This is a genomic window from Nocardia transvalensis NBRC 15921 (assembly GCF_000308875.1).
Classification (GTDB): domain Bacteria; phylum Actinomycetota; class Actinomycetes; order Mycobacteriales; family Mycobacteriaceae; genus Nocardia; species Nocardia transvalensis.
Genome location: NZ_BAGL01000007.1, coordinates 1 through 23758, shown reverse-complemented (window position 1 = coordinate 23758; position 23758 = coordinate 1). Strand labels below are relative to the sequence as shown.

Genomic DNA, 23758 nt, shown 5'->3' with positions numbered 1-23758 from the left:
TTCACGGTCGCGGCATGTGGTTTGAACCTCACGGGTTGGGCACCCCCGGCATTCCGGCGAACATCAGCTGAAAGACCCTCGGGCCGTTGATGTGTGAATTCAGCTCGGGGGTCCAGACCTCACCCTCCGAGGTATCGGTGACCAGATAGTCGGAATGGCTTCCGGGCTTGCGGTCCTTGATGTTCTCGCAGTGCGGGCCACCGGTGGCGTTCACCTTGGGCAGATCCTTCGGGTACTGGTACGGCTCGCCGCCGGGCATGAATCCCGCGTTCAGCAGCACGCCCGCGCCGCTCCCGCCGAAGATGTGGTTCATGAGGGGGACGTCGCCGCCGATTCCCTCCACCACGCAATTCAGCCCCGAGCGGTATTCGTAGAGCAGATCGGTGGTGGGCCGCAACAGATCCAGCGCCGTGACCAGCGACTGCTCGTTGTCGGTCAGGATGGGCCGGGTGGTATCGGCCAGGCCGATGAGATTCACGAGCATCGAATCGAAATTGTGCTCCTCGTCGACGATCGTCCCGCCGGTGACCGTCGCATTGTCGGTGGTGCGCAACAGATCCGGCACGGTGTCGGCGTACAGATTGGTCACGCCGGTGCTGGATTGCAGATCGCGCTGCAGGTCCGGGAGGCTCGGATTGATATCGCGCAGGAACGTATCGCTGTCGGCCAGCAATTGCCCCAGTTTGTCGCCGCGACCCTCCAGCGCGGTACCCAGCGCCGTGAGGGTGGCGTTCAGCTTCTCCGGCTGGACCTTGGCCAGCACGTCGGTGAGATGCTGGAACAGCGTGTTGAACTCGACCGTCACCGCCTGTGCGGCCAGGGTCGCGCCCGGCCGCAGGTGGTCCTTCGCGGGCTGATCGGGCACCTCGAAATTCACGTACTTCGCGCCGAATACCGTGGTGGACCGGATATCCGCGCCCACATTGGCGGGTACCAGCTTCAGCTGTTCCGGATCGACATCCAGCTTCATCCGGGCGCTGCTGCCGGTATAGGTGATCGTCGAGACCCGCCCGATTTCCACGCCCCGGATCTTGACCTTCGCGTCGGGATCGAGAACGAGCCCCGCGCGGGGTGCGTCGACGTAGATCGCCTCGGTGTCGTCGAAACCGCCGGCGAACATCGTCAGCGCCACCGCGACGACGGCCACGATGCTCAGCACGAAGGCCAGCCCGGCTAGTTTCACACCCCACCCGGCGCCGAATATCTTTCCGGCGCCGTCTTTTTCGACGAGTTTGTTTGCCGCCATACCGCCTACCCGGAGAGATGGAAATTGCCGGTGGTGCCGTAGATGGCCAGCGAGACCAGCAGGGTCACCGTCACAACCGCGACCAGTGAGGCGCGCACCGCGTTACCGACCGCGATTCCGACGCCGACCGGACCGCCCGAAGCGTGATAGCCGTAATAGGTGTGGATCAGCATGACCGCGAGGGCCATGAAGATCGCCTGCACGAACGACCAGAGAATGTCACTGGGAATCAGGAACGTCGAGAAGTAATGGTCGTACACGCCCGCCGACTGCCCGTAGATGACCACGGTCGCGAACCGGCTCGCCACGAACGAGGCGATGACCGCCAGCGCGTACAGCGGCACGATCGCGATCATTCCCGCCAGCACCCGGGTGCCGACCAGGAAAGGCACCGGCCGGATGGCCATGGATTCCAGGGCGTCGATCTCCTCGGCGACGCGCATCGCGCCCAGCTGCGCGGTCGCGCCGGCGCCGATGGTGGCCGCCAGACCGATACCCGAGATCACCGGCGCCGCAATGCGAACGTTGATGAATGCCGCGAAGAATCCGGTCAGCGCCTCGACGCCGATATTGCCCAGCGAACTGTAGCCCTGGACCGCGATGGTGCCGCCGGCGAACAGCGTCAGGAATCCGACGATCACCACCGTGCCGCCGATCACCGCCAGCGCACCGGTGCCCATGCTGATCTCGGCGATGAGCCGGATCGTCTCCGTGCGGTAGTGCGTCAGTGCCCGGGGCACCGCTGCCATCGACTGCGCGTAGAAGAGTGCATGCCGCCCGATGTTGTCGAGCGAGTCGGACAACCTCCGCACCCGTCGAACAGTACGCGGGAAGCGAGATTGGATCACAAAGGCCATGCCGTCACCGCACCGTGAACTTGATGCCGACGGCGGTGACGACGACATTCACCACGAACAGGGCCATGAAGGAGAACACCACCGTCTGGTTGACCGCGTCACCGACGCTCTTGGGACCGCCCCGGACGTTCAGCCCGAGGTAGCAGGCCACCAGTCCGGCGATCAGGCCGAACATGGTCGCCTTCACCTCGGAGATGACCAGTTCGGGCAGGTGCGTCAGCAGCGTGATCCCGTTGACGAAGGCGCCGGGGTTCACCCCTTGCAGGAACACCGAGAACAGGAAGCCGCCGACGATGCCGATCGTGCACACCAGGCCGTTGAGCAGCGCGGCGACGAACATCGAGGCCAGCACGCGCGGCACCACCAACCGATGGACGGGATCGATGCCGAGCACCCGCATGGCGTCGATCTCCTCCCGGATGGTGCGCGCGCCCAGGTCCGCGCAGATCGCCGTGGCGCCCGCACCGGCCACGATCAGCACGGTGACGATCGGCCCGACCTGGGTGACCGCGCCGAACGCGGCGCCCGCGCCGGACAGGTCGGCCGCGCCGATCTCGCGCAGCAGAATGTTGAGCGTGAAGCTCACCAGCACCGTGAACGGGATGGCGACCAGCAGGGTCGGGACGATCGAGACGCGGGCGACGAACCAGGACTGGTCGACGAACTCCCGACGCTGAAAGGGGGGCTTGACCAGGGCTCGTGCGACGGCGGCGACGAGTTCGAAGAACCCGCCGACCGCTTGCATCGGCACGGCAAGAACCTGGTTCATTCCGCGATTCCTCCTTGCCGTGCCTTGCGCAAACTGCCGATGACGGAGCCGGCACGCAGCCCAACCGTCCCGAAGATTAGAACATGTTCACTTGAATTCAGGGCAGCATTTTCAGATTTGAACTGCCCTTTTCTCTCGAACCGTCATCAAGAGTTAGAACTTGTTCATACGGCGTACAAGCATCCTTTGTGAGGCGCGGCACACCATCCGAGGTCCATGTCTACCAACTGCCGGACCACTGATCAACCACCAACGATGGCAGCTGCCACCAGTTGGCGGCTCAGCCGAGATCGTGCAGCGCTGATGCCGAAAACGTACGCCCGGAAGATCGTTCGGAGAAGTAGTTTCCGAGTGTGTCGGCCAGCGCGTCCGAAGTCCATTCCGCACCGTCGGCGTCGAAACGCTGCTCCACCTCGGGAGCGGCCATCAGGGCCACCATCGGTCCGTAGACCACGAAGACCTGTCCGCTGATCGCCTCGGCGGCCGGAGCGGCCAGGTAGGCGACCAGCCGGGCCACATGATCGGGCGACAGCGGGTCCACCTCACCCTCGGGGGCGTCGGAGAACACCTTCTCGGTCATCGCCGTGCGCGCCCGGGGGCAGATCGCGTTGGCCCGCACGCCGTAGCGCGCGAGGCCGCGGCTCGCCGACAGGGTCAGCGCGGTGATGCCGGCCTTGGCGGCGGCGTAGTTGGCCTGACCCTCCGGGCCGAGCAGACCGGCCTCGGAGGAAGTATTGATCAGGCGGCCGTACACCGGCTCGCCCGCTTCCTTGGACTTGCCGCGCCAGTACGCGCCGGCGTTGCGCGACAGCAGGAAGTGTCCGCGCAGATGCACCGCGAGCACCGCGTCCCAGTCCTCGTCGGACATGTTGAACAGCATGCGATCGCGGGTGATGCCGGCGTTGTTGACCACGATGTCCACGCTGCCGAACGCCTCGTCCGCGGTGCGGATCAGCGCGTCCGCGGTCGCCCGCTCGGCAATGCTGCCCGCCACGAATTCGGCCTTGGCGCCGAGCGCCCGGATATCGGCGAGGGTCGCCGCCACCGCGTCGCTCTCCGCCAGGTCGTTGACCACCACCGCGGCACCGGCACTCGCCAAGGCGAGCGCCTCGGCCCGTCCCAGTCCGGCACCGGCTCCGGTCACAATCGCCACTCGGCCGGACAGACTCAGTTCACTTACACCCACGCCGCGAACTCTAGAACGTGTTCCAGTTCACGGCAAGCATCAGTTCACTGAAGTTTCAGCGCCGCCTTCGGGCACTGCGCGACGGCGGTCTCGACATCGGCCAGCCGATCGGCGGGAATGTCGGTCACCGCCAGGTGCAGATTGTCCTCGTCGTCGAGATCGAACACGTCGGGCGCGATTCCGACGCAGATGCCGTTCGCCTCGCACTGGTCGAAGTCCACACTCAGCTTCATTGCCAACTCCTTTGCCGCGAATTTCGCCGAGCCTACAACCCGTCCCCGGACGCCGCGGCGGAAGCGACCGGATCTAGGCTCCATACTGGAACATGTTTCAGTCGATATGCAATGATCGGAAGAACCGCCCGGCGCCATACCGACCGGCTATCGAACAAGTTATGAGGTGCCCCTCCATGCGGATTGCGTATACCCCGCAGCAGGAAGAGCTACGCGCCGAGTTGCGCGAGTACTTCGCCAAGCTGATCACCCCGGAACGGCGGGCCGCCCTGTCCGCGACGACGGGCGAATACGGCCACGGCAACGTCTACCGCGAGGTCGTGCAGGAGATGGGCCGCGACGGCTGGCTCGCGCTGGGCTGGCCGAAGGAGTTCGGCGGGCAGGACCGCTCCACGATGGATCAGCTGATCTTCACCGACGAGGCCGCCGTCGCGGGCGCCCCGGTGCCGTTCCTGACCATCAACTCGGTGGCGCCGACGATCATGCACTACGGCACCGAGGAGCAGAAGAAGTTCTTCCTGCCCAAGATCGCCGCCGGTGAGCTGCACTTCTCCATCGGCTACTCGGAACCGGGCGCCGGGACCGACCTGGCCTCGCTGCGCACCAGCGCGGTGCGCGACGGCGACGACTGGGTCATCAACGGCCAGAAGATGTGGACCAGCCTCATCCAGTACGCCGACTACGTGTGGCTGGCCGCGCGCACCGATCCGAGCGCCAAGAAGCACAAGGGCATCTCGATGTTCATCCTGCCGACCACGGCCGAGGGCTTCTCCTGGACGCCGGTGCACACAATGGCCGGACCGGACACCAGCGCCACCTACTACCAGGATGTGCGGGTGCCGCATTCGGCCATGGTCGGCCCCGAGAACGGCGGCTGGTCGCTGGTCACCAACCAGCTCAACCACGAGCGGGTGGCGCTCACCTCGGCCGCGCCGCTGCAACTGGCGCTGAACCAGACCGCCGAGTGGGCCCGCGACACCAAGGATTCCAACGGCGCGCGGGTCGCCGACAGCGAATGGGTGCAGTTGAACCTCGCGCGCGTGCACGCGAAGGTCGAATTCCTCAAGTTGCTGAACTGGGAGATCGCCTCGGGCGCGGATGCGGGCGGCGACGCCGCGCCGCGGCCGTGGGACGCCTCCACCTGCAAGGTGCTCGGCACCGAACTGGCCACCGAGGCCTACCGGCTGCTCATGGAGGTGCTCGGACCGCAGGGCTACCTGCGCCAGGACTCCCCCGGCTCCGTACTGCGCGGGCGGCTCGAGCGCATGCACCGCGCCTGCCTGATCCTGACCTTCGGCGGCGGCACCAACGAGGTGCAGCGCGACATCATCGCCATGACCGCCCTGAAGCAGCCGGCCGCGGCGCGCTGAGAACGAAAGCTAGGTACACACAATGGATTTCACGCCTACCGAAGGCCAGCAGGATCTCGGCCGGTTGACCGGCGAGGTGTGCGGCAAGCTCGTCACCGCCGACCGGCTGCGCGAACTCGACACCGCGGACGTGCGTTTCGACGACGCGCTGTGGCGTTCGCTGGGTGAGACCGGAGTGCTGGCGGCGACGCTGCCGGAGACCGTGGGCGGCAGCGGGCTGACCGTGCTGGAGCAGACCGCGGTGCTGCGGGAGCTGGGCAAGTACGTCGCGGCCGTGCCGTATCTGTGGTCGGTCGTCCTGGGCGCGGGCGCGCTGGCGGAGTTCGGCTCCGAGGCGCAGCGCGAGCTGGCCGCGAAAGCCGGTGCGGGCGAGACGATCCTGACCGCGGCGCTGGCCGAGGAACGCAACTGGGAGCCCGCGCGGCCGACCACGACCGCCGCCGCGGACGGCGCCGGCTGGCGGCTGACCGGGGCCAAGATCGTCGTGCCCTTCGCCGAGCAGGCGTCCCGAATCCTGGTGTCGGCCACCGTCTCCGGCGCGCCGGCCGTCTTCCTGGTGGATCCCTCGGACGCGAGCGTGCGGGTGACCGGGCAGCAGGTCGTGGACCGCAGCCCCGAGGCCGAACTCGAATTCGACAGCACCCCGGCCGAACTGGTCGGCACGGTCGAATCCGGTGGCGAGATCCTGGACTGGCTGCTGTCGCGCGGCTGGCTGGGCCTGGCCGCCCAGCAGTTGGGCACGCTGGAGCGCGCGCTGGAGCTGGTGGCCGAATACGGCCGCGAGCGTGAGCAGTTCGGCCGCAAGATCGGCAGCTTCCAGGCCGTGGCGCAGCGGATGGCCGACAGTTACGTCGATCTCCAGGGTCTGCGCTTGGCGGTCACCCAGGCGGCCTGGATGCTCGCGGAGGGCCTCCCGGCCACCCCCGAGATCCACACCGCCAAGTTCTGGGCCGCCGACGCCGGCCACCGCATCGCCCACACGGTCGTCCACGTCCACGGCGGCGTAGGCATCGACCGAGACCACGTCGTACACAACTACTTCACCGCCGCCAAGCACAACGAATTCGCCCTCGGCGGATCGACGGACCACCTCCGGGCCTTGGGTGCGCACCTCGCCGAACCCCGCTGACGCGGGGTAGTACGAGACCGCCGGGCCGCCACCTCTTGGTCGGCCCGGCGCAGCCACCTCATTACCGGCCCGGCGCAGCCACCTCATTACCGGCCCGGCGCAGCCACCTCATTACCGGCCCGGCGCAGCCACCTCATTACCGGACCGGCGCAGCCACCTCATTACCGGCCCGGCGCAGCCACCTCATTGCCGGACCGGCGCGGCTACCTCATTGCCGACCCGGCGCAGCTACCTCATTTTCCGGCATGCTTTTGGCCGGAATCCCAGGTGACGTTGCGGGGTCCCGGCCAAAAGCATGCCGGGACAACGGGAGCCGAGGGCTAGGGCAGGGACTCCGCGCGGGCGAGAATCTCGTCCACGGTCTCCTCGACCGTGAGATCCGAGGAGTCGAGCCACAATCCGATGTCGGGTGTCTCCGCACGCAGCGCACCGTCGAGATCGGCGACGGTGAAGGTCCCGTAGGCGGTCTTGTCGCGCCCGGCCTCTCGACGTTCGATGGCATCGGGCCGCGGGGCGAGGACCACCGCGTACAGCGGGCGGGTGCGGATCTGCTCGATCGTGTACGGCAGGAACTCGCCGAGGACCACGTCTTGGAGGACCGCGGTGAATCCGGCGGCCGCGTATCCGTCGGCGGCCTGCGCGGCGAGCCGGTGGCGTAGCCGCAGTTGCGCCAGCGCTTCGGGCGGCGGCTCGGGTGACATCGGCTCCGCGCCGCCGACCACGAAACGCCGGAAGGCATCCCCGCGCACGTGCGCCGAGCGCGGGAATCGCTCGGCCAGCGCTTGGGCCACCGTGGATTTCCCGGCCGCCTGGATGCCGGTGATCAGGTATACCGCCGCACCGCGCGTCCCGGTGCCGTCCGAATCGGCCATAGCCGGACGGTAGCGCCGACCCGGCCGTCCACGCATCCCGATATTCGCGCACCGGATACTTCGTTACGGTCTGCAACCTTCCGATGAGTTTCGCCGGCCCGGGTCGTCCGAATCGGTGTACACGTGCCGACTGCGCAGTCGAAAGGGACCGACATGGCCAGCAAGATGATCTTCATCAACCTCCCCGTCACCGATCTGGACCGGTCCAAGACCTTCTACGAGGCCCTGGGCTGGAAGGTGAATCAGGATTTCACCGACGACAACGCCGCCTGCGTCGTCGTCGACGACAACATCTGCTTGATGCTGCTGGTGAAGCCGTTCTTCACGACCTTCACCGCACGCCCCCTCGCCGACACCACCACGACCACCGGCTCGGTCTACGCCCTGTCGCTGAGCAGCGCGCAGGAGGTCGACGACCTCACCAAGGCCGCCCTCGCCGCGGGCGGCACCGAGGAGATCAACACCGACAAGCGCGCCGAGGAGGCCCAAGTCGGCATGCACGGCCGCGCCTTCCTCGACCCGGACGGGCACCACTGGGAGCCCTTCCATATGGCCTATCCGGGGTGAGGACCACCGCCCCAATCTTGTTTCCGACGCGTGCCGAGGGTGTCGGCGCGAGGTTATGCCCGAAGCTCTGGCGGGAGGCCGAAGAGCGGGAACATGCGCTCGGTATCCAGGAAGAAGTGGAGGCCGCTGATCTCGTCGCCGTCGAGTTCCAGGACAGTGATCGACCACGGGCGGTAGACGCCGGGCTCCTCGGTCGGCTTGTAGTGGCCGAAGGCGGGCAGGCCGTTGGCGCCCTCCAGGCGGACCATCTTGGAGCCCTCGCACTCGTGGCCGGTGGTGAGCATGAACTGGGCGACGTTCTCGGGACCGGAGATCCACAGCTCGAACGGCGGCATGGACAGCGCCACATCCTGTTTGAGCAGGGACGTGAGGGTGTCCATGTCATACGCCTCGAAGGCTTGGACGAAGCCGTCGACGAGTTTGCGCTGAGTCTCGTCGGATTCGTCGTAGGTGCCGGATTCCTTCGGCTGGACCTTCGACATGGTGGCGCGCGCCCGCTGTAGCGCGCTGTTGACCGAGGCCGGCGACATCATCAGCATGTCGGCGGTCTCGTTGGCGGAGAAGCGCAGCACCTCGCGCATGATCAGGATCGCGCGCTGGGTGGCCGGTAAGTGCTGCACCGCGGCCACGAACGCCAGCCGCAGCGAATCCTTCGCCGTGGCGTGCTCGGCCGGGTCGGCGCCGAAAGCCATACCGTTGGGGATCGGCTCCACCCAGACGTAGTCGGGCTGGGGCGGCGGCAGCGGGCTGTCCGGACTCGACGGACCCGACAGGTCCATCGGCCGGGCCCGCCGCTGCGGCCCGTCCAGCATGTCCAGGCAGACGTTGGTCGTGATCTTGTACAACCACGACCGCAGGCTGGACCGGCCCTCGAACGAGTCGTAGGCCTTCCACGCCCGGGTGAACGCGTCCTGGACGGCGTCTTCGGCCTCGAACGAGGACCCCAGCATCCGGTAGGCGTAAGCGCACAGCTCCCGCCGGTACCCCTCGAATTGCTCCAGCACCTCGCGCGTGATCTCCGATCCCGCGGTGCCGACGGAACTGCCCGACTTGCTCATGCCAGACACTCTGGCACAGGGCACCGACAAGAAACAGCCCGAAGCCCTGGGCATTCACGTCTCAAACGTGACATATGCCACAGGAGTACACCCTGATCACTTGGTGGTCGGCGCGTGCGCTTCCTCGTCGGCGTCGCAGGACTCCGCATGCGCGTGCGCCCACTTGTAATCGGGCTTGCCCGCCGGGGAGCGCTTGATCTCCTCGACGAACCAGATGCTGCGCGGCTGCTTGTAGGAGGAGATCTCCTTGGTCAGCACCGGCCGCAGCTCGTCGAGGCTCGGTCGCTTACCCGAGCGGCACTGCACGACCGCGGCCACCCGCTGCCCCCAGCGCTCGTCCGGAACGCCGATGACCAGCGCGTCGAGGATCTCCGGGTGACACTTCAACGCGCCCTCGACCTCTTCGGGGTAGATCTTCTCGCCGCCGCTGTTGATGCTCACCGACCCGCGGCCGAGCATGGTGACGGTGCCGTCCTCCTCCACCCGGGCGTAGTCGCCGGGGATGGAGTAGCGGATCCCGTTGAACTCCTTGAACGTCGCCGCGGTCTTGACCGGGTCGTTGTAGTAGCCGACCGGGATATGCCCCTTGCGGGCGAGCAAGCCGACCTGCCCGGAGCCGGGCACCACCGGATTGCCGTCCTCGTCGAGCACCTCGGTCGAGGCGTCGATCTTCACCCGCGGCCCGCCGGTGTGGGTGGCGCCCTTGGACACCACGGACAGGCCACCGAAGCCGGTCTCCGAGGAGCCGATCGAATCGGTGATCATGGTGTTCGGCAGCAGCTCGATGAACTCGTCCTTGAGCGCGGGCGAGAACAGCGCCGCACTGCTGGCCATCGCCCACAGATTCGAATGCTTGTACGGCTCACCGGTTTCCGGGTTGCCGGCCTTGAGCGCGTCGAGCATCGGCCGCGCCATCGCGTCGCCGGTGATGAAGATCAGGTTGATGGTGTGGCGATCGATCGCCTGCCACACCCCGTGCCCGCTGAACTCCGGCAGCATGATGGTCTTACCGCCGTCGAACAGGCCGTGGAAGGTCGCGGTCTGCGAACCGCCGTGGATCATCGGCGGGATCGGGTAGCGCACCATCTGCGCGTTGCCGGCGCCGGTCTTGGCCTGGTGCCACTCGTCCTGGATGGCCTCGCCGGTGACGAAGTTGATGCCACCCCCGAGCACGCGCCACCAGTCCTCGTGCCGCCACATGACGCCCTTGGGCATGCCCGTGGTGCCACCGGTGTAGAGCATGAAGATGTCGTCGCCGGACCGGTCACCGAAGTCCCGCTCGCCCCGCGACGCCGCCAGCGCCGCCTCGTAGTCGACCGAGTCGGCAGGGGTGGGCGCGTCGGTGCCGTCGTTCACGACCAGGACGGTCTTCAGCTTCGGCGTGGTGGGCCGGACGCCGGCCACCCGGTCGGTGTAGCGGCGCTCGTGAATCAGCGCGACCATGTCCGAATTGTCGAATATGTATTGCAACTCGTTCTCGACGTATCGGAAGTTGATGTTGATCATCACCGCCCGCGCCTTGAACACCGCGACCATGGCCTCCACGGCCTCGATCGTGTTGCGCGAGTAGATGCCGACCTTGTCCCCCGGCCCGACACCCTGTTCCTGCAGGTAGTGCGCGAGTCGGTTGGTCCGGTCCTCCAGCTGGGCGTACGTCACCGAACGGGTGTCGTCAGCCAGAGCGACGCGGTCCGGCACGAGGTCGACGGTGTGTTCGACAAGGTCCGCTATGTTGTAGCTCACAGGACAAAAATAGAACGTGTTCTTGGTCCTGACAAGACCCAATTAACACCGTTTACGAATTCGCCCGTGACGATAGCCGCCGACCCGCCGCCGTGTCCGGGGAACGGCGAAAGACGCTGCGGTACAACGCCGAACGCCCGCCTGGCGAGTACCAGGCGGGCAGGGGCGTGACCGGGGGCGCTACGCCGTCACATACCGATCCCGGATCTTGCGCTTGTAGAGCTTGCCGTTGGGGTCCCGGGGAAGTTCGTCCAGGTAGTCGATGCTGCGGGGCAGTTTGTACTTGGCCAGGCGCGCGGCGGCGAACGCCATCAGCTCGGCGGTGAGATCGTCGCCGGGAGTGACGCCCTCGGCCGGCTGGACGACGGCCTTGACCTCCTGCCCCCAGTCCGCGTGCGGGATCCCGAAGACCGCGACGTCGGCGACCTTCGGATGGGTGATCAGCTCGCCCTCGATCTCGGCGGGGTAGATGTTCACGCCCCCGGACAGGATCAGGTCGGAGCGGCGGTCGTGCAGGAAGAGGTAGCCGTCCTCGTCCAGGTGCCCGATATCGCCGACGGTGAAGAGATCGCCGACGCGAGCGTCCTCGGTCTTGGCCCGGTCCTTGTGGTACTCGAAGTTGGAGCCGCCCATCCGCATGTAGACCGTGCCGGTCTCGCCGGGCGGGACCTCGTTCCCGTCGTCGTCGAGCACCTTCACCACGGCGTACGGCCAGGCCTTGCCGACCGATCCGGGCTTGCGCAGCCACTCCTCGCCCGAAATGGACGTGCCGCCGCCCTCGGTCGCGGCGTAGTACTCGGTGACGACCGGGCCCCACCACTCGAGCATCCGGCGCTTGGTCTCCTGCGGGCACGGCGCCGCGCCGTGGATCATGCACCGCAGCGAGGACACGTCGTACTTCGCGCGCACCTCCTCCGGCAGCGCCAGCAGGCGGTGGAACTGGGTGGGCACCATGTGGCTGTGGGTGACGCGGTGCTTGTCGATCAGCCGCAGCATCTCCTCCGGATCCCACTTGTCCATCAGAACGACCTTGTGCCCCAGCTGGATCGAGATGGAGGCGAAGTTCAGCACGGCGGTGTGATAGAGCGGCGACCCGCAGATGTGCACGTGGTCGTCGAACGGCTGGAGTCCGAACAGTCCGAAGAATCCGGTCGCCTGCGGCCCGACCACATCCGGGTCGGCGCCGGTGAGCGGGCGCCGAACTCCCTTGGGGCGCCCGGTGGTTCCCGACGTGTAGAGCATCGGGGCGCCGGTCGTGCGGTCGTCGGGACGACCGGACTCGTTCGCGCCCAGCTCCTCCAGCGGCTGGAAGCCCTCGACCTTCCCCACCGAAAAGCGTGCCTCCGCCGGAACTTTCGCCTCTTCCGCGGCGACGCGCGCGGCCTCGGCGAAGCGCTCGTCGGCGATGAACACCTTGGCCTCGCTGTCACCGAGGATGTAGGCGACCTCGGGACCGGTGAGATGCCAGTTCACCGCGACGATGTACAGCCCGGACTGATACGCGGCGAAGTACACCGCGAGCGCCTCGGCGCTGTTGTGCACCATCGACACCAGCACATCGCCGGCGCGCAGCCCCTTCGCCCGCAGGCCGCGCGCGAACCGGTCGGCCTGCGCGGCGAGTTCTCCGTAGCTGACCTCCCGGCCCGACGGATCGACGACAGCGATCCGTTCGGGCGCCGTGGCAGCGATATTCCACAATCCCAGCGTCTGCGCCGGCTCCATCGAAGTCACCCCTCGAATCTAGAACGTGTTCTACTGACGAACAAGGGGGGCAAGCTGCTCGAACTGCGCGGCGTCGCGAACACCGATCAGCAGCATGGTGACGCCCGCCCGCTCCCACACCGTCAGCTGCTCCCGCACATGCGCCTCGTCGCCGATGATCGTGGTGTCGAGGATCAGCTCGTCCGGAACGGCGGCCGCCGCCTCGTCCTTGCGCCCGGACCGGAAGAGCCGGGTGATCTCGTCGACCACGTCCCCGTACCCCATCCGCCGGTACACCTGGGCGTGGAAGTTCAGTTCCTCCGCGCCCATGCCGCCGATGTAGAGCGCCATCACCGGACGCAGCCGGTCGAGTTCGGCCTGGGGGTCGTCGGTGAGGATGACCTGCGCGGTCGCGGCGATCTCGAAGTCCTCGCGCGAACGGCGGGCACCCGCGCGGGCGAAGCCCTCGTCGAGCCACTCGTCGTACATCCCGGCCAGCCGCGGCGTGTAGTAGATCGCCAGCCAGCCGTCGGCGATCTCGGCGGTCAGCGCCACATTCTTCGGGCCCTCGGCGCCCAGCCAGATCGGCAGATCCGCCCGTAGCGGGTGGGTGATCGGCTTGAGCGGCTTGCCCAGACCGGTCGCCCCGGGCCCGCTGTAGGGCATCGGGAAGTGCGGTCCCTCGCTCACCACCTTTCCCTCCCGGGCGAGCACCTGCCGGATGATCCCGACGTACTCCCGGGTCCGCTGCAACGGCTTGGCAAACGGCTGGCCGTACCAGCCCTCGACCACCTGCGGCCCCGAGACGCCGAGGCCGAGAATGTGCCGCCCACCGCTGAGATGGTCCATCGTCAGCGCCGCCATGGCGGTGGCCGCGGGGGTGCGCGCCGACAGCTGCACCACCGAGGTGCCCAGCCGCACCCTGCTCGTCCGCGACCCCCACCAGGCCAGCGGCGTGAACGCGTCCGAACCCCAGGACTCCGCCGTGAACACCGCGTCGAAACCGGCCGCTTCCGCGGCGGTCACCAGTTCCCCGGCGTTGGACGGCGGCTGCGCGCCCCAATAGCCGAGCTGCAATCCGAAACGCATTACCGATCCTTCCTCGGAGGGCAAACCCTCCGGGTGGGCTACTCTTGCCACCAGAATAAGAACCTGTTCTACTCGATATCGTGACTCAGGGGAACACCATGACCGGCACAATCGCCGAAGGAAGTGGGCCGGAAACGGGAACCGCACCCGACGTGCTCGCCGCAGAACTCCGCATGAAATTCGACTACACCCGCTCGGTCGGGCCGACCATCGGCCGGTTCCTGACCGGATTGCGCGACGGCCGCGTCGTCGGCGTGCGCGGGTCCGACGGCCGGGTGCTGGTACCACCGGCAGAATACGATCCGGTCACCGCCGAACCGCTGACCGACTTCGTCGACGTGGCCGACGTGGGCACCGTCCAGAGCTGGTCCTGGGTCGCCGACCCGCTGCCGGGCCAGCCCTTCGACCGCCCGTTCGCCTACGCGCTGATCAAGCTCGACGGCGCGGATACGGCACTGCTGCACGCGGTCGACGTCGCCACGACCGCCGACATCAGCACCGGCATGCGGGTGCGGGCCCGCTGGGCCGCCGAGCGCACCGGCAACATCCACGACATCGCCGCCTTCGAGCCCGGTGAAACCTCTACCGCACCAACGGAATCCGTGGGCGGCGAGCCGGTCACCGGCATCGTGACCCCGATCGACCTGCGCTACAAGCACACCGCGTCGCCGCAGGAGACGGTATTCCTGCGGGCCATCGGCGAGGGCCGCCTGCTGGGCGCCCGCGCCGGGGACGGCAAGGTGTACTTCCCGCCGCGCGGCGCCGACCCGCGCAACGGCGAGCCGACCGAGGACTACGTGGAACTCGCCGACACCGGCGTCGTCACCACCTTCTGCGTCGTGAACGTCCCCTTCCAGGGGCAGCGCATCAAGCCGCCCTACGTGGCCGCCTACGTGCTGCTCGACGGCACCGACATCCCGTTCCTGCACCTGGTGCTCGGCATCGAGGCCAGTGAGGTGCGAATGGGCCTGCGGGTCAAGGCGTCCTGGAAACCCCGCGAGGAGTGGACCCACGAGGGTCTGGACAACATCTCGCACTTCGAGCCCACCGGCGAACCCGACGCCGACTACGAGACCTTCTCGCAGCACCTTTGAGGAGGCACAGGGCATGACAATGCGAAGCCCATGCGCTGGGCCGACCGGGTGCGGGTGTCCCGCATGACACTGAGAGGCGCTGAAAAACCTTGAGTAACAACACGACCGACATCGCGGTGGTCGGCTTCGCCCACGCACCGCACGTCTCCGAGACCTACGGCACCACCAACGGTGTCGAGATGCTGGCGCCCTGCTTCCGGCAGCTGTACGCGAAGCTCGGCATCACCGTGGCCGACATCGACTTCTGGTGCTCGGGATCCTCCGATTACCTTGCCGGACGGGCCTTCTCGTTCATCTCGGCGATCGACTCGATCGGCGCGGTGCCGCCGATCAACGAATCGCACGTGGAGATGGACGCCGCCTGGGCCCTGTACGAGGCGTGGGTGAAACTGCGTTCCGGGCAGGCGACCACGGCGCTCGTCTACGGCTTCGGCAAGCCCTCGGCCGGGACACTGCGCCAGGTCCTCACGATGCAGACCGACCCGTACCTGGTCGCGCCGCTGTGGCCGGACGCCGTCTCGATGGCGGGACTGCAGGCGCGGGCCGGACTGGACACGGGCCGCTGGTCCGAGCGGGATATGGCCGCGGTGTCGGCCGCCGACGACGCGGAGATCGAAAAGCGGCTCGCGGCACCGTATGTCGCCGATCCGCTGCGCGAGCACGATATCGCCCCGATCACCGACGGCGCCGCCGCCATCGTGCTGGCCTCGGGTGACCGGGCGCGCGAACTGTGCGAGCGGCCGGCCTGGCTGACCGATATCGTCCACCGCGTGGACACCCCGATCCTGGGCGCCCGCGACCTGACCACCTCCCCGTCGGCCGCCGCGGCGGCCAAGGCCGTAACCAACGGGGACACAGGCGGATTCGACCTGGCCGAACTGCACGCGCAGTTCAGCCACGAGCAGCTGATCCTGAAGCAGGCGCTGGGCCTCGGCGACAGCACTCGCATCAACCCCTCGGGCGGCGCCCTCGCGGGCAACCCGATGTTCGCGGCCGGCCTGGAGCGCATCGGCTTCGCCGCGACCGAAATCATGAACGGCAACGCCGGACGCGCCCTCGCCCACGCCGCGAGCGGCCCTGCGCTGCAACAGAACTTGGTTGCCAAGCTGGAGGCACGATGACCAACCTCGCCGCGGTGCTCGGCACCGGACAAACCCATCACGTGACGAAACGGTCGGACGTCTCCATGGCCGGTCTGTGCCGGGAGGCGATCGATCGCGCCCTCGCCGACGCCGACCTCACCATGGCCGACATCGACGCCGTCGTCGTCGGCAAGGCGCCGGACCTGTTCGAGGGTTCGATGATGCCCGAGCTGTTCATGGCGGATGCCCTGGGCGCCACCGGGAAACCGCTGCTCCGCGTGCATACCGCCGGTTCGGTCGGCGGTTCCACCGGCGTCGTGGCGGCCAATCACGTCCAGGCCGGCGTGCACGGCAAGGTGCTGGCCGTGGCGTGGGAGAAGCAATCGGAGTCGAACGCCATGTGGGCGCTGTCGAATCCGGTTCCGTTCACCAAGCCGGTGGGCGCGGGCGCGGGCGGCTACTTCGCCCCGCACGTGCGCGCTTACATCCGCCGCGCCAATGCCCCGCTGCACATCGGCGCCATGGTCGCGGTGAAGGATCGCCGCAACGGCGCGAAGAATCCGCTGGCCCACCTGCAGCAGGGCGATATCACCATGGAATCGGTGCTGGCCTCGCAGATGCTGTGGGATCCGATCCGGTTCGACGAGACCTGCCCGTCCTCCGACGGGGCCTGCGCGGTCGTGCTCGGCGACGAGTCGTCGGCCCGCAAGGTCGAGGAGTCGGGCAAGAAGGTCGCGTGGGTGCACGGCACGGCCATGCGCACCGAACCGCTCGCCTACACCGGCCGCGATCAGGTCAGCCCGCAGGCCGGGCGCGACGCCGCCGCCGCGCTGTGGCGGCAGGCCGGTATCACCAATCCGCTGGAGGAGATCGACGCGGCCGAGATCTACGTGCCGTTCTCCTGGTTCGAGCCGATGTGGCTGGAGAACCTCGGCTTCGTGCCCGAGGGTGAGGGCTGGAAGCTCACCGACGCCCGGGAGACCGAGATCGGCGGAAAACTGCCGGTCAACCCGTCGGGCGGGGTGCTCAGCTCCAACCCGATCGGCGCCTCGGGCCTGATCCGCTTCGCGGAGGCCGCCAAGCAGGTCATGGGCCGCGCCGGGGACTACCAGGTCGAGAACGCGCGCAAGGCGTTCGGGCACGCGTACGGCGGCGGCTCGCAGTACTTCTCGATGTGGGTGGTCGGGAGCGAGCGTCCATGAAATTCTCACTCGGGGTCGCGATGAGCCCGCTCGAGCAATTGCCCGAGCTGGCGAAAACCGCCGAAGAATGCGGATTCGCGTCGATCGCGCTGCCGGATTCGCTGTTCTATATGCAGGATCAGGCGGCGAAATACCCCTACACACCGGACGGCAATCGCTTCTGGACCCCGGACACCCCGTGGGTCGACCCGCTCGTCGCCGCCGCCGCGATGGGGGCCGTGACCAGCGACATTCGCTTCTACACCAACGTGCTGAAGCTCGGTTCCCGCCAGCCGCTGCTGCTCGCGCGACAGGTCGGATCGGTCGCGGCGCTCACCGGAGATCGATTCGGATTCGGTGTCGGTATCGGCTGGGCCCCGGAAGAATTCGAATGGTGCGGCGTTCCGTATGCGCGTCGCGGCGCCCGGGTGGACGAGATGATCGAGATCATCAAACGTGTACTCGAGGGCGGGATGGTCGAATTTCACGGTGAATTCTTCGATTTCGAGCCGTTACAGATGAGTCCGGCACCGGCGCGCCCGGTACCGTTCTACATCGGCGGCCATACGGAGCCCGCGTTGCGTCGAGCCGCGCGAGTCGGCGACGGCTGGACTTCGGCGATGATGAAATACGAAGACATCTGCAAAACCATCGGCAAACTCACCGAGCTGCGCGCCGAATACGACCGGAGCGACGTGCCATTCGAAATCCAGGTCGTATGTATCGACCGTTTCGGGCGCTCCGGCTACTCCGAGTTGGCGGCGGCGGGAGTCACCGACAGCATCGTGGTGCCGTGGGTTTTCGACGGCCTCGGCTTCGATGCCGACCTCGCCGCCAAGCAGGAGTCGCTGCGCCGCTTCGCCGACCAGTACATCGCCGATCCGATCGGGGTACCCGCATGAGCACCACGACGACCGATCACCCCGCCCGCGCGGCCGGTAAGGCCTCGCAGGCGGCGGTGCGGGCCCGCGACAAGGCGGCCTGGCTGGAGCTGTTCGCCGCCGACGGGATCGTCGAGGATCCGATCGGGCCCTCGGTCTTCGATCCCGAGGGGGTCGGGCACCGCGGCCGCGAGGCCATCGGGGCCTTCTGGGACAAGGCGATCGCTTCCACCGAATCGATCGAGTTCGTCTTCGACGACTCCTTCGCCTGCGGTAACGAGGTCGCCTTCACCGGCCTGATCCGCACCCACATCGGCGGTCAGATCATCGACGCGGAGGGCGTGTTCACCTACCGGGTCGACAGCGCCGGGAAGATCCTGGCCCTGCGAGCCTTCTGGGAGACCGACCGTGCCATGAAGACCATGCGCCCGGCCTGACCGGCCACGCGAAAGCCGAAGGGCGGGTACCGATGCGGTACCCGCCCTTTCACGTCCTCCCCTCCCTCGTTGTTTCCGGCACGCTTTTGGCCGGAAACAACGAGGGTCAGTGCACCACCGGGCACCCACCCTTGTAGTCCACCGGGAACTCCTTGATGCCGTTCAGCCAGCCCGACCGCAGCCGGCGCGGGTCACCCAGCTTGGAGATGTCGGGCAGGTGGTCGGCGATGGCGTTGAAGATCAGGTCGATCTCCAGCCGGGCCAGGTTGGCGCCGATGCAGAAGTGCGCGCCGGTGCCGCCGAAGGCCAGGTGCGGGTTGGGATCCCGCAGGATGTTGAAGGTGTACGGGTCCTCGAAGACCTCTTCGTCGAAGTTGGCCGAGCGGTACACCATCACCACGCGCTCACCCTGCTTGATCTGCACGCCGGCCAGTTCGGTGTCCTCGAGCGCGGTGCGCTGGAACGAGGTCACGGGGGTGGCCCAGCGGATGATCTCCTCCGCCGCCGTCTTGGGCCGCTCGGCCTTGAACAGCTCCCACTGGTCGGGGTTCTCGAGGAAGGCGACCATGCCGTGGCTGATGGCGTTGCGGGTGGTCTCGTTACCGGCGACCGCCAGCAGGATGACGAAGAACCCGAACTCCTCCGAGGTCAGCGCCTCGCCGTCGATATCGGCGTTGACCAGCTCGGTGACGATATCGCTTGCCGGACAACCCTTGCGGGCCTCGGCCATCTGCCAGGCGTAGCCGAGGATCTCGGTCGACGCGGCGAGCGGATCGGCGGTCGACTCGGGATCGTCGTAGCCGGTCATGTCGTTGGACCACTGGAACAGCTTCATGCGGTCCTCCTGCGGCACGCCGATCAGCTCGGCGATCGCCTGCAGGGGCAGTTCGCAGGCCACCTGGGTGACGAAGTCGCCCGATCCGGACGCCGCCGCGGCCTCGACGATGCCGCGGGCACGCGAGGACAGCTCCTCGCGCAGGCCGTTGACCGCGCGCGGGGTGAAGCCCTTGGAGATCAGCTTGCGCATCCGGGTGTGCTGCGGCGCGTCCTGGTTCAGCAGGACGAAACGCTGCAGGTCGATCTGCTCGCGCTTGATGTCGTCGTTGAACCGCGGGATGGCGGTGTTCTCGAAGTTGGAGAACACGTCGCTGCGGCGCGACACCTCTTTGACGTCGGCATGCTTGGAGACGACCCAGAAGCCCTCGTCCTGGAAGCCGCCGACCTCGGGCGACTTCGGATTCCACCAGATCGGGGCACTCCGGCGCAGTTCCGCCAGCTCTTCGACCGGCACCCGCTCTTCCCATATCGCCGGGTCGGTGACATCGAATCCGTCGGGCAGGTTGGGAGCGGGGCGCGTGTCTACCACCAGCTGTCTCCTTCGACTAACTGAAACAGGTTCTACCGACATTGAAGCATAGGCGGTACAACTAGTGAAGGAGCGGATAATCAGTCTCAGAATGTTCGCAGAACCTGTTTCAGTTTCTGCGCGAAAGGAATGACATGGGCACACCCGTCATCGTCGAGGCCGCACGCACCCCGATCGGCAAACGAGGCGGCTGGCTGGCCGGCCTGCACGCCGCCGAGGTGCTCGGCGCCGCCCAGCGCGGCGTGCTCGAGCGGGCGCATCTCGACCCCGCGCTGGTGGAGCAGGTCATCGGCGGCGCCGTCATGCAGGTCGGCGAGCAGGGCAACAACGTCACCCGCACCGCCTGGCTGCACGCGGGCCTGCCGTGGCAGACCGGTGCCACCACCATCGACGCCCAGTGCGGATCCGCCCAGCAGGCCAACCACCTGATCGCGGGCCTGATCGCCGCCGGCGCCATCGACGCGGGCGTGGCCTGCGGCGTGGAGTCGATGAGCCACGTCCCGCTGGGCGCCAATGTGGGCGAGAACGCCGGGCCGCGCCGGCCCGCGAGCTGGGACATCGATATGCCCAACCAGTTCGAGGCGGCCGAGCGAATCGCCAAGCGGCGCGGCATCACCCGCGACGACATCGACGAATTCGGCGTCCGCTCACAGCGTCTGGCGGCCCAGGCGTGGGCCGAGGGCCGCTTCGAGCGCGAGGTGCTGACGGTCACCGCGCCGCAGGTCGACAAGGAGGGCGCCCTCACCGGCGAGAAGCTCGACGTCAACCGGGACCAGGGCCTGCGCGAGACCACCCGCGAGGGGCTGGCCAAGCTGAAGCCGGTGCTGGAGGGCGGTATTCACACGGCCGGCACCTCCTCGCAGGTCTCCGACGGCGCGGCCGCGGTGCTGCTGATGGACGAACAGGCCGCCGCGCGTGCGGGTTTGGTCCCGCGGGCCCGGATCATCACCCAGGCGCTGGTCGGCGCGGAGCCGGAGTTCCACCTGGACGGGCCCGTGCAGGCGTGCACGCGACTGCTGGAGCGGTCCGGAATGAGCATGTCCGACATCGACATCTTCGAGATCAACGAGGCCTTCGCCTCGGTACCATTGTCCTGGGCCTCGGTGCACCGGCCCGACCTGGACCGGGTCAACGTCAACGGCGGCGCCATCGCGCTCGGGCATCCGGTCGGCAGCACGGGGTCCCGGCTCATCACCACGGCCCTGCACGAACTCGAACGTTCCGACAAGTCGGTCGCGATGGTCCTCATGTGCGCCGGTGGCGCACTTGCGACGGGGACGATCATCGAGAGGGTGTAGCATCCCGGCCATTTGGGCACCTCGGTTGAATCTTCATCCCCTATAGCGTCAAACGTGGCGTACGCCACACAAAAGACGGTACAGACGGAACGATGAGATGTCAGCTATCTTGAAGCTACCGAAGGGCCGGTACGCAAGACCCTTGCGACGGGCCAGAACCGGCCTCCACCAGCGGTTACCAACAACCGTTGCGGTGGCCCGCAAACGCACCGGCCGCACCCGGTTCCCGAACCGGGTGCCTGGAAGCTTCAAGGAAATCGCGAATCAGGCGTAGGTTTTCAGTTACTCAGCCGCTAATATCAATGATACGTATCCGAGATAACGACTGTTAGTACAGCGAAGGGAATTGGGCGGCTCACAATGGCTGATTTCGCGGCGCGGCTGAACAAGCTGTTCGAAACCGTGCATCCCCCGGGGCGTAAGCCGCACACCAACGCCGAGGTGGCGGCTGCGCTGACGGCCTCTGGCCATCCGATCTCGAAACCGTATCTCTCGCAGTTGCGGTCGGGACAGCGGACCAACCCGTCCGATGAGACGGTGGCCGCATTGGCGAAGTTCTTCAAGGTCAAACCCGACTACTTCTTCAACGACATCTACGCGGCCAAGATCGATCATGATCTCGAGCTGCTGTCCCAGCTGCAGGGCTATGGACTGCGTCGTTTGTCGAGTAGGGCGTTCGATCTCTCCGAAGAGTCGCAGAACCTCCTGACCTCGATGGCCGAGAAACTGCGGGCGAGTGAAGGGTTGCCCGAGATCCCACCGGACGGGACGGAATAGCAAGTCTCACAAGACAACACAGTGCGGCGACTCGGAACCGCACTGTGTTTGTTTTGCGACTGTGACCGAAGCGCTCGACGCTTCGGTCACAGTCGTGCCCGCACGTCGCTTCGTGCTGCCGCCGCGCGACGAGTCGTGCGCGGCACATCACCCGTCGTGTGATCCACACCGCCAGACCGGTCGGTTGGGCGAACACCGGGCGTCTGTGATTCGGCTCGCCCGATCACGGACGAGCCCAGCGTGATTCAGCCCCGTCGAGCCGGGGCGTTCTTCGGTTCCGACGGGATCGTGTCGAAGGCCTTGGCGATCGCCTGCACCCAGCCGCGCGGACTCATACCGGCGGGCGGGATGATCCAGCGCGCATCGATCACCACATCCCCGAGGGGATGATGCGCCCACCGCGCCACGCGGTCGGCCCGTTCGGTGATCGACTCCGCCGGTCGGCCCGCGGCCACGAGTTCCACTCCCCCGCCCGACTGCAGATACAGCGCGTCCATGATCTGGGCGACCTGGTCGGAGGCCTTCAGCTGCGTGGTGGATCCGGACTGATCCTTGGCCACGACCTCCGGGAACCGGCCGACCATGGTGCGGTGCAGCGGCCGAATCTGCCGCAGCAGCAGGCGGGCTCGCCACCACAGCTCGATCACGATCCAGACCGCGCCGAACGCGATCAGCAGGCTCGCGACCTGCCACGCGGGCCAGAACCAGCCGGGCTCGCCGGGCCGGGCGGGCGGGTAGTCGACGGCGAGGCGCCGGATCGACAGCACCGCCAGGACTCCCACCACGATGGTGCCGGAGGTGTAGAGCGCGATCCCGCGGCCCAGCGACGTCCAGTCCAGGTTGCGCAGCCCGGTGAGCGCGATGAAGGCGCAGCCCACGAGCGTGACCACCCAGCCGAACATGGTCGACCAGGCCAGGGTGATCGCGATCGCGATCAGTCCGCCGGCGTAGATGAAGGCCGCGATCTGGCGCAGGTTGCGCCGCGACACGATCGGCCAGGCGGCCGAGGCCACCACCGAGGTCGCCACGGCGAACAGCAGCCAGGCCGCCACCTGGATCCGGTCGGCCAGCATGTCGCCCCGAATACCGTTGGGCGCCAGGTGGTCCAGGGCCACGCTGACCTCGGGGATCATCACCGTGCCGGCCGCGGCCACCGAGGCCACGGCGACCACGATCGCGACGCGCGCCGTCGTGGCGGGCTTCACCAGGACGCGCCCGACGCGTGCGCCGGCGGCCATCCAGACCAGCAGGGCGGTCAGCCAGAACGTCATGCCACGACCTCCGTCATCCCAACGCCTCGTCGAATCGAAGGACCGAGACACCCGTGCCCCGGTTGTGGAATACGCGCAGACGGGTCATGAGCATGCTGGCGAAGGTCTCTGCCTCCCACTCGCATTGCTCGTCCTCGCCGTCGTCGACGATCTGCTGATGCGCGCGCTGGCTGAGCATGTACGCGATCAGGTCGTCGCTGGCCTCGAGCGTGACCTCGGGCGCGGGCTCGCCGGGGTGGTCGAAGACGATGTGCCCCAGTTCGTGCGCGAGGGTGTGCTCGCGACTGGGTAGCGCCTCGGCGAGCACGATCACGTCCTTGTCCGGATAGCTGCGGCGCTGGCCGCAGACACCGGGACCCAGTTGGGCACTGGCGATCTCGATCGGTCGGCGACGCTCGGCCGAGATGGCCAGGACGACCTCGTCGAGGGTGGTGGCGTCGAAATCGGCGGCCACCGCGCAGACCGCGTCCACGGCCGCCGCGACCCGGCGATAGGAGCGGGCGCTCTGTGCGCGACTCTCAGTCATCGGTCGCCCCCTTATGCCCGCGGTC

At 67.5% G+C, this 23758-nt stretch carries 23 protein-coding genes; 10 read left to right on the top strand and 13 right to left on the bottom strand.

Going from position 1 to position 23758, the window contains the following annotated elements; all coding sequences use genetic code 11:
- Positions 1-28: 28 nt before the first annotated feature.
- The 5 genes from ON41_RS04080 to ON41_RS04060 all read right to left on the bottom strand — a co-directional run bounded on the left by ON41_RS04080 (position 29) and on the right by ON41_RS04060 (position 4291).
- On the bottom strand, positions 29-1246 hold the full coding sequence (locus tag ON41_RS04080; protein WP_051160947.1) for an MCE family protein: 1218 nt from the start codon (positions 1244-1246) through the stop codon (positions 29-31).
- A 5-nt stretch (positions 1247-1251) separates the two neighbouring features.
- Positions 1252-2103, bottom strand: coding sequence for an MlaE family ABC transporter permease (locus tag ON41_RS04075; protein WP_040745259.1), 852 nt, complete (start codon positions 2101-2103; stop codon positions 1252-1254).
- Positions 2104-2107: 4 nt separating this feature from the next.
- Positions 2108-2872 carry an MlaE family ABC transporter permease gene (locus ON41_RS04070; protein WP_040745257.1) on the bottom strand — a complete coding sequence of 255 codons (765 nt, stop codon included), beginning with the start codon at positions 2870-2872 and terminating at the stop codon, positions 2108-2110.
- Positions 2873-3152: 280 nt separating this feature from the next.
- Positions 3153-4058 (bottom strand): 3-oxoacyl-ACP reductase, encoded by a 906-nt coding sequence (locus tag ON41_RS04065; protein WP_040745255.1) that lies wholly within the window; start codon positions 4056-4058, stop codon positions 3153-3155.
- Positions 4059-4102: 44 nt separating this feature from the next.
- A complete protein-coding gene (locus ON41_RS04060; RefSeq protein WP_040745253.1) occupies positions 4103-4291 on the bottom strand; it encodes a ferredoxin in 189 nt (62 codons plus the stop codon).
- A 176-nt stretch (positions 4292-4467) separates the two neighbouring features.
- Here ON41_RS04060 and ON41_RS04055 point away from each other — a divergent pair, with 176 nt between their 5' ends.
- Positions 4468-5661, top strand: a complete 1194-nt coding sequence (locus ON41_RS04055) for an acyl-CoA dehydrogenase family protein (RefSeq protein ID WP_040745252.1) — start codon at positions 4468-4470, stop codon at positions 5659-5661.
- A gap of 22 nt (positions 5662-5683) precedes the next feature.
- Positions 5684-6790: an acyl-CoA dehydrogenase family protein gene (locus ON41_RS04050; protein WP_040745250.1), complete on the top strand. Its 1107-nt coding sequence runs from the start codon at positions 5684-5686 to the stop codon at positions 6788-6790.
- A gap of 320 nt (positions 6791-7110) precedes the next feature.
- Here the strand turns inward: ON41_RS04050 and ON41_RS04045 are convergent, their stop codons facing one another.
- Positions 7111-7662, bottom strand: coding sequence for an AAA family ATPase (locus ON41_RS04045; protein WP_051160946.1), 552 nt, complete (start codon positions 7660-7662; stop codon positions 7111-7113).
- 153 nt (positions 7663-7815) lie between these two features.
- Here ON41_RS04045 and ON41_RS04040 point away from each other — a divergent pair, with 153 nt between their 5' ends.
- Positions 7816-8229 carry a VOC family protein gene (locus ON41_RS04040; protein ID WP_040745248.1) on the top strand — a complete coding sequence of 138 codons (414 nt, stop codon included), beginning with the start codon at positions 7816-7818 and terminating at the stop codon, positions 8227-8229.
- Positions 8230-8282: 53 nt separating this feature from the next.
- Here the strand turns inward: ON41_RS04040 and ON41_RS04035 are convergent, their stop codons facing one another.
- From ON41_RS04035 to ON41_RS04020, 4 genes are all read right to left on the bottom strand, one after another.
- On the bottom strand, positions 8283-9287 hold the full coding sequence (locus tag ON41_RS04035) for a sigma-70 family RNA polymerase sigma factor (protein WP_051160945.1): 1005 nt from the start codon (positions 9285-9287) through the stop codon (positions 8283-8285).
- 96 nt (positions 9288-9383) lie between these two features.
- Positions 9384-11030 (bottom strand): acyl-CoA synthetase, encoded by a 1647-nt coding sequence (locus ON41_RS04030; protein ID WP_040745247.1) that lies wholly within the window; start codon positions 11028-11030, stop codon positions 9384-9386.
- Positions 11031-11210: 180 nt separating this feature from the next.
- On the bottom strand, positions 11211-12752 hold the full coding sequence (locus ON41_RS04025) for an acyl-CoA synthetase (RefSeq protein ID WP_040745245.1): 1542 nt from the start codon (positions 12750-12752) through the stop codon (positions 11211-11213).
- A 30-nt stretch (positions 12753-12782) separates the two neighbouring features.
- Complete coding sequence (locus ON41_RS04020; protein WP_040745242.1) at positions 12783-13820, bottom strand: LLM class F420-dependent oxidoreductase; 1038 nt, start codon at positions 13818-13820, stop codon at positions 12783-12785.
- 98 nt (positions 13821-13918) lie between these two features.
- Between ON41_RS04020 and ON41_RS04015 the strand changes: the two genes are divergently transcribed.
- The 5 genes from ON41_RS04015 to ON41_RS03995 all read left to right on the top strand — a co-directional run bounded on the left by ON41_RS04015 (position 13919) and on the right by ON41_RS03995 (position 18495).
- Positions 13919-14914 carry a Zn-ribbon domain-containing OB-fold protein gene (locus tag ON41_RS04015; RefSeq protein WP_051160944.1) on the top strand — a complete coding sequence of 332 codons (996 nt, stop codon included), beginning with the start codon at positions 13919-13921 and terminating at the stop codon, positions 14912-14914.
- Positions 14915-15003: 89 nt separating this feature from the next.
- Positions 15004-16035 (top strand): thiolase family protein, encoded by a 1032-nt coding sequence (locus ON41_RS04010; protein WP_040745240.1) that lies wholly within the window; start codon positions 15004-15006, stop codon positions 16033-16035.
- On the top strand, positions 16032-17198 hold the full coding sequence (locus ON41_RS04005) for a thiolase family protein (protein ID WP_040745238.1): 1167 nt from the start codon (positions 16032-16034) through the stop codon (positions 17196-17198). Before ON41_RS04010 ends, ON41_RS04005 begins: the two co-directional genes overlap by 4 nt.
- Positions 17195-18079, top strand: a complete 885-nt coding sequence (locus ON41_RS04000) for a TIGR03619 family F420-dependent LLM class oxidoreductase (RefSeq protein ID WP_040745236.1) — start codon at positions 17195-17197, stop codon at positions 18077-18079. Before ON41_RS04005 ends, ON41_RS04000 begins: the two co-directional genes overlap by 4 nt.
- Positions 18076-18495 (top strand): nuclear transport factor 2 family protein, encoded by a 420-nt coding sequence (locus ON41_RS03995; protein WP_040745234.1) that lies wholly within the window; start codon positions 18076-18078, stop codon positions 18493-18495. Before ON41_RS04000 ends, ON41_RS03995 begins: the two co-directional genes overlap by 4 nt.
- Positions 18496-18601: 106 nt before the next feature.
- Here ON41_RS03995 and ON41_RS03990 read toward each other — a convergent pair whose 3' ends face one another.
- Positions 18602-19903: a cytochrome P450 gene (locus ON41_RS03990; RefSeq protein WP_083905115.1), complete on the bottom strand. Its 1302-nt coding sequence runs from the start codon at positions 19901-19903 to the stop codon at positions 18602-18604.
- A 92-nt stretch (positions 19904-19995) separates the two neighbouring features.
- Here ON41_RS03990 and ON41_RS03985 point away from each other — a divergent pair, with 92 nt between their 5' ends.
- Together ON41_RS03985 and ON41_RS03980 are read left to right on the top strand one after the other, a co-directional pair.
- Complete coding sequence (locus ON41_RS03985) at positions 19996-21159, top strand: steroid 3-ketoacyl-CoA thiolase (protein WP_040745230.1); 1164 nt, start codon at positions 19996-19998, stop codon at positions 21157-21159.
- 360 nt (positions 21160-21519) lie between these two features.
- A complete protein-coding gene (locus ON41_RS03980) occupies positions 21520-21936 on the top strand; it encodes a helix-turn-helix domain-containing protein (protein WP_011207048.1) in 417 nt (138 codons plus the stop codon).
- A 245-nt stretch (positions 21937-22181) separates the two neighbouring features.
- On the opposite strand, the gene ON41_RS03975 is transcribed toward ON41_RS03980, so the two are convergent.
- Positions 22182-23207 carry a hypothetical protein gene (locus tag ON41_RS03975; protein ID WP_040745228.1) on the bottom strand — a complete coding sequence of 342 codons (1026 nt, stop codon included), beginning with the start codon at positions 23205-23207 and terminating at the stop codon, positions 22182-22184.
- A 13-nt stretch (positions 23208-23220) separates the two neighbouring features.
- Positions 23221-23733 (bottom strand): ImmA/IrrE family metallo-endopeptidase, encoded by a 513-nt coding sequence (locus tag ON41_RS03970; RefSeq protein ID WP_040745226.1) that lies wholly within the window; start codon positions 23731-23733, stop codon positions 23221-23223.
- Between the last annotated feature and the right edge of the window lie 25 nt (positions 23734-23758).